Source organism: Ollibium composti, from assembly GCF_004801285.1.
In the GTDB taxonomy this organism is placed as follows: domain Bacteria; phylum Pseudomonadota; class Alphaproteobacteria; order Rhizobiales; family Rhizobiaceae; genus Mesorhizobium; species Mesorhizobium composti.
Map to the genome: position 1 here is coordinate 423,012 of NZ_SSNY01000003.1, position 14,779 is coordinate 437,790.

Annotated in this window: 13 protein-coding genes and 2 tRNA genes; 11 read left to right on the forward strand and 4 right to left on the reverse strand. The window is 63.9% G+C overall.

The genetic code is table 11. The features are described from left to right. Positions 1-78: 78 nt before the first annotated feature. The 3 genes from E6C48_RS07740 to hdaA are packed head-to-tail and all read left to right on the forward strand — an operon-like array spanning position 79 to position 2,478. The gene (locus E6C48_RS07740; protein ID WP_136355735.1) at positions 79-636 is read left to right on the forward strand and encodes a CDP-alcohol phosphatidyltransferase family protein; all 558 of its coding nucleotides are present in this window, start codon (positions 79-81) and stop codon (positions 634-636) included. Continuing rightward, positions 608-1,780 (forward strand): AI-2E family transporter, encoded by a 1,173-nt coding sequence (locus E6C48_RS07745; protein ID WP_136355737.1) that lies wholly within the window; start codon positions 608-610, stop codon positions 1,778-1,780. Before E6C48_RS07740 ends, E6C48_RS07745 begins: the two co-directional genes overlap by 29 nt. Further along, entirely contained in the window at positions 1,780-2,478 is a 699-nt protein-coding gene (gene hdaA, locus E6C48_RS07750; RefSeq protein ID WP_136355739.1) for a DnaA regulatory inactivator HdaA, read from the forward strand. Before E6C48_RS07745 ends, hdaA begins: the two co-directional genes overlap by 1 nt. 80 nt (positions 2,479-2,558) lie before the next feature. Here the strand turns inward: hdaA and E6C48_RS07755 are convergent. Beyond that, positions 2,559-2,635 (reverse strand) — tRNA-Pro (locus E6C48_RS07755). Between the two features lie 133 nt (positions 2,636-2,768). On the opposite strand from E6C48_RS07755, the gene E6C48_RS07760 reads away from it, so the two are divergent. Both E6C48_RS07760 and E6C48_RS07765 read left to right on the forward strand, forming a co-directional pair. Next, positions 2,769-3,074: an ETC complex I subunit gene (locus E6C48_RS07760; protein ID WP_136355742.1), complete on the forward strand. Its 306-nt coding sequence runs from the start codon at positions 2,769-2,771 to the stop codon at positions 3,072-3,074. Positions 3,075-3,148: 74 nt separating this feature from the next. Further along, positions 3,149-3,225, forward strand: a tRNA-Arg gene (locus E6C48_RS07765). 103 nt (positions 3,226-3,328) lie between these two features. On the opposite strand, the gene E6C48_RS07770 is transcribed toward E6C48_RS07765, so the two are convergent. After that, positions 3,329-4,495: a cystathionine beta-lyase gene (locus tag E6C48_RS07770; RefSeq protein WP_136355744.1), complete on the reverse strand. Its 1,167-nt coding sequence runs from the start codon at positions 4,493-4,495 to the stop codon at positions 3,329-3,331. 437 nt (positions 4,496-4,932) lie between these two features. On the opposite strand from E6C48_RS07770, the gene E6C48_RS07775 reads away from it, so the two are divergent. From E6C48_RS07775 to E6C48_RS07790, 4 genes are all read left to right on the forward strand, one after another. After that, complete coding sequence (locus E6C48_RS07775; protein ID WP_136355746.1) at positions 4,933-5,961, forward strand: amino acid ABC transporter substrate-binding protein; 1,029 nt, start codon at positions 4,933-4,935, stop codon at positions 5,959-5,961. Positions 5,962-6,058: 97 nt separating this feature from the next. Then, on the forward strand, positions 6,059-7,246 hold the full coding sequence (locus E6C48_RS07780; protein WP_136355748.1) for an amino acid ABC transporter permease: 1,188 nt from the start codon (positions 6,059-6,061) through the stop codon (positions 7,244-7,246). A gap of 3 nt (positions 7,247-7,249) precedes the next feature. Next, positions 7,250-8,410 (forward strand): amino acid ABC transporter permease, encoded by a 1,161-nt coding sequence (locus E6C48_RS07785; RefSeq protein ID WP_136355750.1) that lies wholly within the window; start codon positions 7,250-7,252, stop codon positions 8,408-8,410. Between the two features lie 27 nt (positions 8,411-8,437). Next, positions 8,438-9,241 (forward strand): amino acid ABC transporter ATP-binding protein, encoded by an 804-nt coding sequence (locus E6C48_RS07790; RefSeq protein ID WP_136355751.1) that lies wholly within the window; start codon positions 8,438-8,440, stop codon positions 9,239-9,241. 99 nt (positions 9,242-9,340) lie between these two features. On the opposite strand, the gene E6C48_RS07795 is transcribed toward E6C48_RS07790, so the two are convergent. Continuing rightward, positions 9,341-10,561, reverse strand: a complete 1,221-nt coding sequence (locus E6C48_RS07795; RefSeq protein ID WP_136355753.1) for an FAD-dependent monooxygenase — start codon at positions 10,559-10,561, stop codon at positions 9,341-9,343. A gap of 19 nt (positions 10,562-10,580) precedes the next feature. Then, complete coding sequence (locus tag E6C48_RS07800) at positions 10,581-10,826, reverse strand: zinc-finger domain-containing protein (RefSeq protein ID WP_136355755.1); 246 nt, start codon at positions 10,824-10,826, stop codon at positions 10,581-10,583. A gap of 148 nt (positions 10,827-10,974) precedes the next feature. On the opposite strand from E6C48_RS07800, the gene E6C48_RS07805 reads away from it, so the two are divergent. Both E6C48_RS07805 and ppx read left to right on the forward strand, forming a co-directional pair. Continuing rightward, on the forward strand, positions 10,975-13,173 hold the full coding sequence (locus E6C48_RS07805) for an RNA degradosome polyphosphate kinase (RefSeq protein WP_136355757.1): 2,199 nt from the start codon (positions 10,975-10,977) through the stop codon (positions 13,171-13,173). Between the two features lie 7 nt (positions 13,174-13,180). Continuing rightward, on the forward strand, positions 13,181-14,716 hold the full coding sequence (ppx, locus tag E6C48_RS07810) for an exopolyphosphatase (protein WP_136355759.1): 1,536 nt from the start codon (positions 13,181-13,183) through the stop codon (positions 14,714-14,716). The last annotated feature ends 63 nt before the right edge of the window (positions 14,717-14,779 follow it).

The window sequence follows — 14,779 nt, forward strand, 5'->3', positions numbered from 1 at the left end:
GCGCGGCAGGCCATTGCGCTCGCCGCCGACTTCGCCCATCTATAGCGAAAGGTCCTGACCCCGGGTGGCCGCTCCTTGGTGACTATCCCCAACCTGATTACCATCCTGCGCTTCCTGCTGGTGCCGGCCGTGGTGCTGGCCATGCTGCAATCGCGCTGGGAATGGGCTTTCTTCGGTTTCGTCGTGGCGGGCGTCTCGGACGGCGTCGACGGTTTCATCGCCCGCCAGTTCAATCAGCGTTCGCGGCTCGGCGCCTATCTCGACCCGATGGCCGACAAGGTCCTGCTGGTCAGCGTCTTCGTCGTGCTCGGCATCGGCGGGCAGTTGCCGCTATGGCTGGTGGTGGCGGTCGTCTCGCGCGATGCGCTGATTATCTGCGCTGTGCTCCTGTCCACCGTCATGGGCCACCCGGTGGAGATGAAGCCGCTGATGGTGTCGAAGGCCAACACCGCCGTGCAGATCGTGGTGGCGGCCGAAGTGCTGGCCGAACTTACCTTCGGCCTCGACCTCGGATTGCTCAGGCGCGGGTTGGTCCTGCTGTCGGGCCTCTTGACCGTGGCTTCGGCGGCAGCCTATCTCGTCGCCTGGCTGAGACATATGAGCGGTTATGGCGAAGGCACCCACCCGAGCAACTGAGCAGGCAGCGGCCGAAGCGGCGGTCTCCGCCGCCTTCCGGCGGCAGTTCCGCTTCTGGCTGGCCAGCGTGGTCGTGCTGGCGCTCTTCCTTTACGTTTTCAGCGACATCCTGCTGCCGTTCGTCGCCGGCATGGTTCTGGCCTATTTCCTCGATCCGGTTGCCGACCGGCTGGAACGGCTCGGCCTGTCGCGCGTCATGGCGACGGTCGTCATCCTGTTCGCCTTCATCATCGTGCTGGTGCTCGCCTTCGTCATCCTGATCCCGGTGCTGGCCTCGCAGATGGCGGATTTCGCCGGCAAGCTGCCGGATTACCTGACGCGGCTGCAGAACCTCATCACCAGCTTCGACCCGCAGTGGTTGAAGGAAAGGTTCGGCGTCGATCCGGCCAGCCTGCGCGACGGCCTGAATTCGTTGCTGACGTCCGGCTTCGGCCTGCTCACGACGGTGTTCGAATCGATCTGGAATTCCGGCAAGGCGCTGGTTTCCGTCGTCAGCCTGTTCGTGGTGACGCCGGTCGTCGCCTTCTACATGCTGCTCGACTGGGATCGCATGGTGTCCGTCGTCGACAGCTGGGTGCCGCGCGACCACGTCAAGACGGTGCGCCAGATCGCCACCGACATCAACACTGCCACTGCCGGCTTCGTGCGCGGGCAGGGCACGCTGTGCCTCGTGCTCGGCGCCATGTACGCCATCGGGCTCACGCTCACAGGGCTGAACTTCGCCATCCTGATCGGGCTGTTCGCCGGCCTCATTTCCTTCATCCCCTATGTCGGTTCGCTGACCGGGCTGGTGCTCGCCGTCGGTGTCGCCTTCGTGCAATTCTGGCCGGACTGGCAGATGGTGGTGGCGGTCGCCGCCGTCTTCTTCGTCGGCCAGTTCATCGAGGGCAACATCCTGTCGCCGAAGCTGGTGGGAAAGAGCGTCGGCCTGCATCCGGTCTGGCTGATGTTCGCGCTGTTCGCCTTCGGCGCACTGTTCGGTTTCGTTGGCCTGCTGGTGGCGGTGCCGGCCGCTGCGGCGATCGCCGTGCTGGTGCGCTTCGCCATTGCCCGTTACCTGGAGTCGCCCCTCTATAAGGGTCACAATCCGGAGCCACCGCCGCCGCTGCCGCGCCGCCTCGACAGGGTGCGGAAAACCAAGTGATGCGGGCCGTGCAAAAGCCGCGCCAGCTTCCCCTCGATCTTGGCCACGGGACCGCCTATTCGCGCGACGATCTCGTCGTCTCACGCGCCAACGCTGAGGCGGTGGCGCTGGTGGACCGTTGGCCGGACTGGCCTGCGCCCGTCGTGGTGCTGGCCGGGCCTTCCGGCGCCGGCAAGACGCATCTTGCGGCGATCTGGCGCGATGCGGCTGATGCAGTCACCATTCCAGCATCGGCTATCGGCACAGCAGCGGCCGACACCGGCGGCCATCCGGTGCTGATCGACGATGTCGATTCGGCGCCGATCGACGAGCAGGGCCTGTTCCATCTCATCAATGCCGTGCGCGGCGCCGGATTTCACCTGCTGCTCACCGCCCGCAGCTTTCCATCAGCCTGGAGGGTAACGCTGCCCGATCTTGCTTCGCGCCTGAAGGCGGCGGCCACGGTCGAGATCCACGAGCCGGACGATCTCCTGCTTGCCGGAGTGCTGACGAAGCTGTTTTCCGACCGTCAGGTCGAGGTCGAGCCGCATGTCGTGCAATATCTGGTGCGCCGTATCGAGCGCTCGCTGGCGACGGCGATGCGCGTCGTGGAGCGCCTCGACCGGGCAGCCCTGGAGCAGAAGACGCGCATCACCCGCGCGCTTGCCGCCGAGGTGGTCAGCGCCATGGACGAAGGGCAGGGCGAACTGGATCTTTGAGGCCCGGCCACGTGGAGTGGCAGGATTTGAACCTGCCGTCCTGAGCGAACGCCGCTCGTTCTTCGTTTTTTGGAGAAAAATGGTCGGAGTGGAGAGATTCGAACTCCCGACCCTCTGGTCCCAAACCAGATGCGCTACCAGACTGCGCTACACTCCGAACCGCTACGTTGCCTAGTGGTTCGCTGGCGGCAAGGCAAGCGCAAAATGGACGAAGCCTTGCCCTTGCCGCGGTTGCACAGTAAGCACAGGCCAAGCAAGGGCCGTTCGGCCGCAGCCACTATGAGGTGCAAATGTCAGCGCGCATTTTCAGCCCCGCCAAGACCGCCATGCAGTCGGGCAAGGCCAAGACCGGTTACTGGGTGCTGGAGTTCGATCCCGCGCAGCCGCGCAAGATCGATCCGCTGATGGGCTACACCTCCTCCGGCGATATGAGGAGCCAGATCAGGCTGTCCTTCCCGACCAAGGAAGAGGCGGTTGCCTATGCCGAGCGCGAGAAGATCGCCTATCGGCTGGAAGAGCCGAAGGAAGCCATGCGGCGGCAGATTTCCTATTCGGACAATTTCCGCTATGACCGCCGCACGCCATGGACGCATTGACGGCTACGACAGGGCTGCTGTCGGCCCGCATGTTTGCGTGGCGGGTATCTTTCGTTGGACGTCGTGGATAATTTGGTCCCGTAGCTCAGCTGGATAGAGCACCGGCCTTCTAAGCCGATGGTCGCAGGTTCGAATCCTGCCGGGATCGCCAGCAATTTCAGTCCGTTGGCAGATTTTCTTCCGGAAAAAACTGAGACGCTGGCGGTGAACACCGGTCAGCCGGCCTTGCCGTAAAAGGCCGGCTGTCTCTGTCGTCAGGCGGAAGCCGCCGCCAGCCCGCGAAGCAGGTCGGCTTTCAGATCGGCGACGTCTTCGAGACCGATCTGCAAACGGATCACGGGGCCTTCTTCGGGCGCCTTCGCCACCACCCGGTCACCGAGGAAGACCGGCACGGCAAGGCTCTCGTAGCCGCCCCACGAATAGCCGAGGCCGAAGATCGTTAGCGCGTCGAGGAAAGCGTGCTGCCCCTTCTGCCCGCCGCCGGCGAGAACGATCGAGAAGACGCCGCTCGAGCCGCTGAAGTCACGGCGCCACAGCGCGTGGTCGGGATGGCTGGGGAGCGCAGGGTGCAGCACACGCGCCACGCCGGGTTGTGCCTCCAGCCAGGTCGCGATCTCCAGCGCGCTCTTGCGGTGGTGTTCGAGCCTGACGCCCATGGTGCGAAGGCCACGCAGTACCTGATAGACGTCGTCCGGGCCGGCGCAGCAGCCGAGCGTGACGAAACCCTCGTGCAGCCGCTCCCAGCAGGTTTCGTTGGCCGAAACAGTGCCGAGCAGCACGTCGGAATGCCCGCCGGGATACTTGGTGGCGGCGTGGATTGAGACGTCGACGCCATAGTCCAACGGCTTCAAATAGAGTGGCGTCGCCCAAGTGTTGTCCATCATGACGACCGCGCCGGCCGCCTTAGCGGCTTTGGCGATGGCGGGAATGTCCTGCACCTCGAAGGTGTTGGAGGCTGGCGATTCGGTGAACACAATGCTGGTGTTCGCCTTGATGAGCTTCGAAATGCCGGCGCCGACATGCGGATCGTAATATTCGACCTCGACGCCCAGTCGCTTCAACATCGTGTCGGCGAAGTGGCGGGTGGGGTGGTATACCGAATCGACGATCAGCACATGGTCGCCGGCCGCCGCAAAGGCAAGCAGCGGAACGGTGACGGCGGCGAGGCCCGACGGCACGACAATCGTGCCGGCGGAGCCTTCGAGCGAATCGATGGCCGTCGCAAGCGCGTCCGTCGTCGGCGTGCCGCGCGTGCCGTAGGTGTATTTCTGCGAGCGCCCGGCCATGGTCGCGGCGTTCGGGTAGAGCACGGTCGAGGCATGCACCACCGGCGGATTGACGAAGCCGAAATAGTCGCTCGGATCGTTTCCGTCATGAGCGAGCCTAGTGTTGATGCCCCATGTTCCGTCGTTTCTGGCCATTTATCCCGCCGTCCTGTGGCTCGTCTTTCCGAAAGCGGAAGGCATAAAGCGCACAAGCGGCGCGTGCAACGGCGCCGGTCCTGTCAGCGCGGTGGTTCCGATGGGCCAAAGCGCCTGTCGGGGCGACACGCGATGTCGCAGAAGGATTTGCAAGCGTCCCCGCGGGCGTAGAAGAGACGCATCGGCCAGGCCATAAAATATAGTGTAATCGCTTGTATTCCTGTTGTTTTTAGCATTCCTTTTTCAAACCGGCAGGGCCTCGGTCATTTTTCTTGACCTCACGAGAATAATCGCCTTCGATGCGGTTCGTGAATGGGAGCAGCGTGCATGTCGGTTTTCGGCGCCACGTTCCGGAAATGGGCCGGGACGGGAAGCTGCGTTTCGCACGGCAATAATCAGGGCATCACCTGAGCATCAGAAAAAAGGGTCTGTGGGTTATGAAACACATTGCAATCGGTATTTTGGGGGCTGCCGCGCTTGGCTTCGCGGCGTCGGCCGCGTCGGCCGACACTTTGAGCGACGTGAAGGCCAAGGGCTTCGTCCAGTGCGGCGTCAACACGGGCCTGGCCGGCTTTTCGGCCCCTAACGACAAGGGCGAATGGACGGGCATCGACGTCGATTTCTGTCGCGCCGTCGCGGCTGCCGTCTTCGGCGACGGCACCAAAGTGAAGTTCACCGGCCTCAGCGCCAAAGACCGCTTCACTGCGCTGCAATCGGGCGAAATCGACATTCTGTCGCGCAACACCACCTGGACGATCAACCGCGACACCGCGCTCGGCCTCAACTTCGCCGGCGTCACCTACTATGACGGCCAGGGCTTCATGATCAATTCCAAGAAGCTGCCCGGCGTTAATTCCGCGCTCCAGCTTTCGGGCGCGGCCATCTGCGTGCAGTCCGGTACGACGACCGAACTCAACCTCGCCGACTACTTCAAGGCGAACAAGATGGAATACAATCCGGTCGTCTTCGAGAAGTTCGAGGAGGCCAACGCCGCCTACGACGCCGGCCGCTGCGACGCGTACACGACCGACCAGTCGGGCCTTTATGCGGTGCGCCTGCAGATGGCCTCGCCGAACGACCACGTCGTCCTGCCGGAGATCATCTCCAAGGAGCCGCTCGGCCCGTCCGTGCGCCAGGGCGACGACAAGTGGTTCGACATCGTCAAGTGGACCTACTACGCGCTGCTCGATGCCGAAGAAGCCGGCGTGACGCAGGCCAACGTCGACGAGATGAAAAACTCGGACAATCCCGACATCAAGCGCCTGCTCGGCACCGAGGCCGAAACCAAGATCGGCACCGACCTCGGCGTGTCGAACGACTGGGTGGTCAACATCGTCAAGGCGACCGGCAATTACGGCGAGATCTTCGAGCGCAACGTGGGTTCGGGCAGCCCGCTGAAGATCGCTCGCGGCATCAACGCCCTGTGGACCAAGGGCGGTCTGCAATACGGCATGCCGATTCGCTGATCGGTTGAAGCGGGCCGGGGCGTCATGCCTCGGCCCGTTTCGGTCCTGGCACGCAAAAACAATACAAACGGCCAGACTGACGGGAAGGGGAACTCCTGTGTCACAAGAGGTCATCCATGAAGCGACGCCCCAAAGGGCATCGCTGCTCTACGATCCCAGGGTGCGCGGCATCGTCTTCCAGGTCGTGCTGGTTGCGCTCCTGGCGCTTGGCATATGGTGGATCGTCGACAATACGATCGAGAACCTGCGCCGCTCCCACATTGCGACCGGTTTCGGCTTCCTGAAGGGACGGGCCGGCTTCGACATCGCCAACACCCTCATCGACTACAGCTCTGACAACTCCTATGGGCGCGCCCTTGTCGTCGGTATCCTCAACACGGCCATCGTGGCGATCACCGGCATCATTACCGCGACCATCATCGGTTTTCTGGTCGGCATCGGACGGCTCTCCAACAACTGGCTGATCCGCAAGCTGGCGACCGTTTATATCGAAATCTTCCGCAACATCCCGCCGCTGCTGGTCATCCTGTTCTGGTATCAGGGCGTTCTGGCCCTGCTGCCCAACGTGCGCGACAGCATCGGCCTGCCGTTCGGCTCCTTCCTCAACAATCGCGGCTTCTATTTCCCGCGCATGGTCTGGAGCGACGGGGCGTGGCTCGTCGCCGTCGGGTTGGCGGCAGGCGTCGTGCTGAGCTGGTACGTGGCGCGTCGTGCGAGGGCGCGGCAGATGGCGACCGGCCAGCAGTTCCCGGTCTTCCTCACCAGCGTGGCGCTGATCGTCGGTATGCCGTTGCTGGGCTTTGCGCTGGCCGGCTTTCCACTCACCTTCGAGTTTCCGCAGAAGGGGACGTTCAACCTGACGGGCGGCGTCAACGTCAAGCCGGAATTCCTGTCGCTCTATCTGGCGCTTTCGTTCTACACGGCCGCTTTCATCGCCGAGATCGTGCGCGCCGGCATCGTCGGTGTGCCGAAGGGGCAGACGGAGGCTTTCTCCGCGCTCGGCCTGCGCTCCGGTCAGGGTTTGCGTCTCGTCGTCATCCCGCAGGCGATGCGCATCATCATCCCGCCGCTGACCAGCCAGTACCTCAACCTGACCAAGAACTCCTCGCTCGCGGTGGCGATCGGTTATCCCGACCTCTACGCGATCGGCGGCACGATCCTGAACCAGACCGGCCAGGCCATCGAGGTGGTGGTGATCTTCATGGTCGTCTATCTTGGTATCAGTATCCTGACCTCGCTCTTCATGAACTGGTTCAACACCAAGATGGCGCTGAAGGAGAGGTGAGCCATGCAGGAACATGACATGTCCTGGGTGCGGACCGAAATGGCGCTGGCGCAGGCTGCGCCGCGCTCGCAGGTCGGCTTCGGCGCCTGGGTGCGCAGAAACCTTTTCGCCACGCCGGTCGATTCGGTGCTGACGGTCCTGGCGCTGCTGGCGATCGCCTGGGCACTGCCGCAGATCCTCAACTGGGTGTTCTTCGACGCGGTGTGGACCGGTGCCGACCGCACCGCCTGCCTGACGACGGAGCAGGGCGGGCAACTTCCCGTCGGCTGGACAGGCGCCTGCTGGCCGTTCGTCAGCGGCCGGTTCGGCCAGTTCATGTTCGGCCGTTATCCGATGGACGAGCGCTGGCGCGTCATCCTGACCGGCATCATCTTCATCGCCCTCCTGGCGCCACTGCTGATTCCGCGCGTACCCTACAAGGGGCTGAACGCCATCCTGTTCTTCGTTGTCTTCCCGTTCATCGCCTTCTACCTGCTGGTCGGCGGCTTCTTCGGCCTGTCCTATGTGGAGACGCCGCGCTGGGGTGGCCTGATGGTCACGCTGGTGCTGTCCTATGTCGGCATCGTGGTGTCGCTGCCGCTCGGCATATTGCTGGCGATGGGCCGGCGCTCGAAGATGCCGATCGTCAAGCTCCTGTCGGTGGTCTTCATCGAGACCGTGCGCGGCGTGCCGCTGGTCACGGTGCTGTTCATGGCCTCCTTCATGCTGCCGTTGTTCGTGCCGCCCGGCATGTCCTTTGACAAGCTGCTGCGCGCCCTGATCGGTGTCGCGCTCTTCGCGGCCGCCTACATGGCCGAGGTGGTTCGCGGCGGCCTTCAGGCGATCCCGAAGGGGCAGTACGAAGGTGCTGATTCGCTCGGCCTCGGTTATTGGCAGAAGATGGGCTTCATCATCATGCCGCAGGCGTTGAAGCTGGTCATTCCCGGCATCGTCAACACCTTCATCGGCATGTTCAAGGACACCACGCTGGTCCTCATCATCTCGATGTTCGACCTGCTCGGCGTGGTGAAGCAGAACATCTCCGGCGACCCGACCTGGGCGACGCCGCAGACGGCAAAGACCGGATATGTGTTCGCTGCGGCGATTTTCTGGATTTTCTGCTTCGGCATGTCGCGCTATTCACAGTTCATGGAACGCCGGCTCGATACCGGCCACAAACGATAGACACGGCAAAACAAAGGGAACGGGCACATGGCCACGGAAAACGCAGTCGGCGCCGAAGAGATCAAGGCCGATACCAAGAAGATGCACGTCTCCGACACCGAGGTCGCCATCGAGATCGTCGGCATGCACAAATGGTATGGCGAGTTCCATGTGCTGAAGGACATCAACCTGAAGGTGATGCGCGGCGAGCGCATCGTCATCTGCGGGCCGTCCGGTTCGGGCAAGTCGACCATGATCCGCTGCATCAACCGGCTGGAGGAGCACCAGAAGGGCAAGATCGTCGTCGAGGGCAAGGAACTCACCAACGACCTGAAGAAGATCGACGAGGTGCGGCGCGAAGTCGGCATGGTGTTCCAGCACTTCAACCTGTTCCCGCACCTGACCATCCTGGAGAACTGCACGCTGGCGCCGATCTGGGTGCGCAAGATCCCGAAGAAGCAGGCCGAGGAGACGGCCATGCACTTCCTCAAGCGCGTCAAGATCCCGGAACAGGCCAACAAGTATCCCGGCCAGCTTTCGGGCGGCCAGCAGCAGCGCGTGGCGATCGCCCGCTCGCTGTGCATGAACCCGCGCATCATGCTGTTCGACGAGCCGACCTCGGCGCTCGATCCGGAAATGATCAAGGAAGTGCTGGAGACCATGGTGGGCCTTGCCGAGGAAGGCATGACCATGCTGTGTGTGACCCACGAGATGGGCTTCGCCCGCAAGGTCGCCAACCGCGTCATCTTCATGGATGCCGGCCAGATCGTCGAGCAGAACACGCCGGCCGAGTTCTTCGATCATCCGCGCCACGAGCGCACGAAGCTGTTCCTCAGCCAGATCCTGCACTGAACTGCAAGGCCGCCTGCGGCGGCGTTCAGCAATGCCCATGCGAAAAGGCCCGGCAGCGTCCGGGCCTTTTTCCTGTCCTCGATCCTCCTCCGCTGCGTCTCAGGCGGGCAGCCGCCACCCGTAGAGCCAGTCGAGGTCGGTTGCGAGGCTGTCGCCAGACCGTAGCCTGAGCAGCAGATTGCGGCCGAGCGCCAAGGGGCCTCCGGCATTCCAGGCGAGCTTGTTCAGAGCGCCGCGTTGCGCGACTTTCGCCACACGAACCTTGCGCTCGTGCTCCCATGCCGCCAACGCGCCGGCAAAATCATTGGGCCTCACGGCGACGGACTGCGCCAGCGTTGCAGCATCCTCGATGGCCATGGCCGCCCCTTGCGCCGCGAATGGCGTCATGGCGTGTGCGGCGTCGCCGATCAGCGCGATGCCGTCGGCGCGGGTCCACGGACCGTTCGGATCGACCGTGTTGAGAGGCCATGTCGTCCATGCGCCCGCCTGCTTCACGACATCGGCAAGTACCGGCGGCGCATGGCGCATGGCACGCAGCAGCACCGCCATATCGGCAACGCTCGACCTGCCGTCCGCATCGGCCGGGCCTCTGGTGAAGGCCACGAGGTTGAACGTCGTACCGCCGCGAACCGGATAGGCGACGAGATGGAATTTTGGATCGAGGAACGTGGTCACGCAATCCGGCGAGGTGACGGCGCAGAACGCCTGTCCGGCAGGGCTGTCAGCCGCTACCGTCGCCCGCCAGGCCAGCGAGCCGGAGAAGCGGCGGTGCCGTTCCGGGAAAAGTGTCGTGCGCAGGTCGGACCAGACGCCGTCGGCGCCGACCAGCAGCCCGGTATCCTCTGCTTCATGGCAGTCCTCGTGCGCAAAAGTCGCGGCCAAAATGCCGTTGCGACTGGCAACCTCGCCGGTCGCCCGCGCTCCAGTGACAATCTCGATCGCCGGGTTTTGCGCCGCCTTTTCCGCAAGCGCCACGTGCAGGTCGCCGCGATGGACGGAGAGATACGGCGCTTTCCAGCGTCTTTCGGCCATCTCGCCCAGCGGAATACGGGCAAGGACCTTTAGCGTCGCGGCGTCCCTGAGCAACACGGCGTCCGGTTGCACCGCCTTCGGCCGAAGCAGCGCAAGCACGCCCAGCCGGTCGAGGATATGCGTGGCATTCGGCGACAGCTGTAGGCCGGCGCCGAAGGGTTCGAACTGTCGCGCCTGCTCGAAGACGCGCACCGGGAATCCCTGCCGTGCAAAAGCGAGTGCGGCCGTCAGCCCGGCGATGCCGCCGCCGGCGATCACGACGGGGCGGGATCGCGCATCCGAGGTCATGATCGGTCGGGAAGAGGAATCAGGCCGCGCGGTCGATGTAGAGGCATCCGGCCGGCACCGTCTCGTCCGCCTTGAGCTTCGGCGAATAGCGGTAAAGCGTCGAGCAGTAGGGGCAGACCTTCTCGTTGTCCGCGCCGAGGTCGAGGAAAACGTGCGGATGATCGAAGGGCGGGTTGGCGCCGACGCACATGAATTCCTTCACGCCGATCTCGATCGCCGGGTGCCCGGCATCGTTCTGGAAGTGCGGAATGGAACCGCCGGCCATCGTCGTCTCCCGTCTCGTTTCGGTCGATAGCATGCGTTTGAAGCATATCGGGTCTGTTTGCAAGTTCGATGAAATGAAACTGTCGCAAAAGCCTGTCAGTGGATAAATTGAGCCGGATAACCGGCAAGCCGCCGGAGGAAACCGTGACATGAACGAACTGAAGCCTGTCCAGACCGAGTTCACCGTCAGCGATGCCGCGAACGCCGAAGGCGGCAATCCGGACCGCTTCGTCAACCGCGAGTTTTCCTGGCTCCAGTTCAACCGCCGGGTGCTGGAGGAAGCGCAGAACGAGCGCCACCCGCTTCTGGAGCGGGTGCGCTTCCTGTCGATCTCGGCCGCCAACCTGGATGAGTTCTTCATGGTGCGCGTCGCCGGCCTTGCAGGCCAGATCCGCGAGCGCATCGTGCTCAGGAGCCCGGACGGCCGCACGCCCGAACAGCAGCTGGAGCAGCTTCTGCGCGAGGTGGAGCGTCTGCAGGAGGACCAGCAGAAAAGCCTTTCGACGCTGATGGCGCTGCTCGAAAAGGAAGGCATTGAGAGCATCGCCGGCGATGCGTTGACCAAGGACGAGAAGGTCTGGCTGGAAGACCATTTCCAGGAGCAGATATTCCCGGTACTGACCCCGCTGTCGATCGACCCGGCGCATCCGTTCCCGTTCATCCCCAATCTCGGCTTTTCCATCGCCCTGCAGCTTCAACACCGCAAGAACGGCGAGCAGATGAGCGCGCTCCTGCGCCTGCCGCCGGCGCTGAAGCGATTCATCCGCCTGCCGGACCGCAAGGGTCATGTCCGTTTCATTCCGCTTGAGGAGGTGGTCGGCCTTTATATCGGCAAGCTTTTCCCGGGATACGAAGTCAGGGGCTCGGGCACGTTCCAGATCATCCGTGACAGCGATATCGAGGTCGAGGAAGAGTCCGAGGACCTTGTGCGGCTGTTCGAGACTGCCCTGAAGCGCCGGCGCCGCGGCTCGGTGATCCGCATCGAGTTCGACCACCGCATGCCGGAGGAATTGCGGGAGTTCGTGGCCGGGGAACTGGGCGTATCCGGCAACCGCGTCAGCGTGCTCAACGGACCGCTGGCGCTCAGCCAGATATCCGAGATCGTCGCCGTGCCGCGCGACGATCTCAAGTTCGTGCCCTACAATCCGCGTTTCCCCGAGCGCATCCGCGAGCACGGCGGTGATTGCTTCGCGGCCATCCGCGAGAAGGACATCGTTGTTCACCACCCCTACGAATCCTTCGACGTTGTAGTGCAGTTCCTCCGCCAGGCAGCCGCCGACTCGGAAGTTGTGGCGATCAAGCAGACGCTCTACCGCACCTCCAACGACAGTCCGATCGTGCGCGCTTTGATCGACGCGGCGGAGGCCGGAAAATCGGTCACGGCGCTGGTCGAGCTGAAGGCGCGTTTCGACGAGGAGGCCAACATCCGCTGGGCGCGCGACCTGGAGCGGGCCGGCGTGCAGGTCGTCTTCGGTTTCCTGGAATTGAAGACGCACGCCAAGATGTCGCTCGTGGTGCGGCGCGAGGATGGCCGCTTGCGCAACTACGTGCATCTCGGCACCGGCAACTACCATCCGATCACCGCGCGCATCTATACGGACCTGTCCTTCTTCACCACCGATCCCCGTATCGCCCGCGACGTGGCGCAGATCTTCAATTTCATCACCGGCTATGCCGAGCCGACCGGGGAAATGTGCATCGCGCTGTCGCCCTATACGCTGCGCAACCGCATCCTCGGTCACATCGCCGACGAGATCGGCCATGCGAAGGAAGGCCGCCCGGCGCGCATCTGGATGAAGATGAACGCCCTGGTCGATCCCATCGTCATCGACGCGCTCTACGACGCGAGCCGCGCCGGCGTCGAAATCGATCTGGTGGTGCGCGGCATCTGCTGCCTGAGGCCGCAGGTGCCCGGTCTGTCGGAAAACATCCGCGTCAAGTCGATCGTCGGGCGCTTCCTCGAACACAGCCGCATCTACTGCTTCGGCAACGGGCACGGCCTGCCGTCGGATGAGGCCATCGTCTACATCAGCTCCGCCGACATGATGCCGCGCAACCTCGACCGCCGCGTCGAGACCATGGTGCCGATCACCAATCCGACTGTGCATGAACAGGTGCTCGGCCAGATCATGCTGGGCAACATCGTGGACAACCAGCAGAGTTTCGAGGTACTGGCTGACGGCACTTCGCGCCGGATCGTGCCGGACGAGGGCGAGGAGCCGTTCAACGCGCAGGAATATTTCATGACCAATCCGAGCCTTTCGGGACGCGGTGACGCGCTGAAATCCCATGCGCCGAAGCGGATCGCCCAGTTCCGACGCCGCAAGAAGACCGCCGCGGCGGACTAGGGGGCCGATGCTGGCGAATTCCCAGGGTCGACTTCAGGACCGGCGGCCGCTGTCGATCATCGACATCGGCTCCAACTCGATCCGCGTTGTCGTCTATGAAGGGTTGGCGCGCTCGCCGACCGTGCTGTTCAACGAAAAGATGCTGGCGGGCCTCGGCCGTGGCATCGTCTCGACCGGCAAGCTTGACCCCGAGGCGGTGACGCGCTCGATGGAGGAGTTCCGCCGCTTCCGCAGCCTGTCCGCCCAGGCGGGCGCCGAGAAGATGTACGTGCTCGCCACGGCCGCCGCGCGCGAAGCGGTCAACGGGCCGGACTTCATCCATCGGGCGGAGGATGTGCTGGGCACGGAAATCCGTGTGCTGTCGGGCCGGCAGGAGGCCTATTTCTCCGCGCTCGGCATCATATGCGGCTTCCATCCGGCCCATGGCATAGCCGGCGACCTCGGCGGCGGCAGCCTGGAACTGGTCGACGTCGCGGGTGAGGCCGTCGGCGACGGCATCACTCTTCCTCTCGGCGGCCTGCGCTTGCAGGACATGGCGAAGAACTCGCTGCCGCAGGCCCAGAAGATCGCGCGGGCCGAACTGACCAGGGCAAAGCTGCTCAAGACCGGCAAGGGCGAAACCTTCTATGCCGTCGGCGGTACGTGGCGAAACCTGGCGCGCCTGCACATGCAGATGACGGGCTATCCGCTCGACGTGATGCACCACTACCAGCTTGACGTCGAGGCAGTGGCGCCGTTCCTGCGGCAGGTCGCCAAGGGCGAGGTCGAGAAGGTCAAGGGCATCGAGGGCGTGTCGAAGAACCGCCGCTCGCTGCTGCCCTACGGCGCAGTGGTGATGCAGGAGATCATCGCCGCCATGCAGCCGTCGCGCATCGTCGTTTCGGCGCTCGGCGTGCGCGAAGGCTTCCTCTATTCGCTGCTCGACGAGGAGGCGCGCAAGGCCGATCCGCTGATCTCGGCCGCCGAGGAACTGGCGCGGCTGCGCTCCCGCTCGCTCACTCACGCCCATGAGCTTGTCGACTGGTCCGGCAAGGCCTTCCGCATCTTCGGCATCGACGAGACGGAAGACGAGGCGCGCTACCGGCAGGCGGCCTGCCTGTTGGCGGATATCGGCTGGCGTGCCCATCCCGAATACCGCGGCAAGCAGTCGCTCAACATCATCGCCCACGCCGCCTTCATCGGCGTCGATCATCCGGGCAGGGCGTTCCTGGCGCTCGCCACCGCCTATCGCTACGACGGCATCTTCAACGACGGCGTGTCGTCGGAAATCAAGGCCCTTGCCACGCCGCGCTATCTCGAACGGGCGCGCGTGCTGGCAGGCCTGATGCGCGTCGTCTACCTGCTGACGGCGGCCATGCCGGGCGTGATGCCGCGCCTGAAATGGGAGGACAGGGGCGAGGGCACGCTGGCGCTGGTGATTCCGGCGGACCTTGCCGGCCTCTACGGCGAGCGTCCGGCCGGGCGTCTGGCGCAACTCGCCAAGATAATCAATCGCCGGCTTGTGCTGGCGGTTGAAGGCGGACCGAGCGTCACCGTCAAATGATCGCAGTGTACCGCAGCGCGAATGGGCGGGGATAAGTCGAAATGAGAAAGGGCGCGGTAACGA

What these genes read in the sequence shown, in the direction of transcription:
- E6C48_RS07745 (WP_136355737.1), top strand. Translation starts at nt 608, where the DNA reads ATGGCGAAGGCACCCACCCGAGCAACTGAGCAGGCAGCGGCCGAAGCG.
- hdaA (WP_136355739.1), top strand. Translation starts at nt 1,780, where the DNA reads ATGCGGGCCGTGCAAAAGCCGCGCCAGCTTCCCCTCGATCTTGGCCAC.
- E6C48_RS07760 (WP_136355742.1), top strand. Translation starts at nt 2,769, where the DNA reads ATGTCAGCGCGCATTTTCAGCCCCGCCAAGACCGCCATGCAGTCGGGC.
- E6C48_RS07770 (WP_136355744.1), bottom strand. Translation starts at nt 4,495, where the DNA reads ATGGCCAGAAACGACGGAACATGGGGCATCAACACTAGGCTCGCTCAT.
- E6C48_RS07775 (WP_136355746.1), top strand. Translation starts at nt 4,933, where the DNA reads ATGAAACACATTGCAATCGGTATTTTGGGGGCTGCCGCGCTTGGCTTC.
- E6C48_RS07785 (WP_136355750.1), top strand. Translation starts at nt 7,250, where the DNA reads ATGCAGGAACATGACATGTCCTGGGTGCGGACCGAAATGGCGCTGGCG.
- E6C48_RS07790 (WP_136355751.1), top strand. Translation starts at nt 8,438, where the DNA reads ATGGCCACGGAAAACGCAGTCGGCGCCGAAGAGATCAAGGCCGATACC.
- E6C48_RS07795 (WP_136355753.1), bottom strand. Translation starts at nt 10,561, where the DNA reads ATGACCTCGGATGCGCGATCCCGCCCCGTCGTGATCGCCGGCGGCGGC.
- E6C48_RS07800 (WP_136355755.1), bottom strand. Translation starts at nt 10,826, where the DNA reads ATGGCCGGCGGTTCCATTCCGCACTTCCAGAACGATGCCGGGCACCCG.
- E6C48_RS07805 (WP_136355757.1), top strand. Translation starts at nt 10,975, where the DNA reads ATGAACGAACTGAAGCCTGTCCAGACCGAGTTCACCGTCAGCGATGCC.
- ppx (WP_136355759.1), top strand. Translation starts at nt 13,181, where the DNA reads ATGCTGGCGAATTCCCAGGGTCGACTTCAGGACCGGCGGCCGCTGTCG.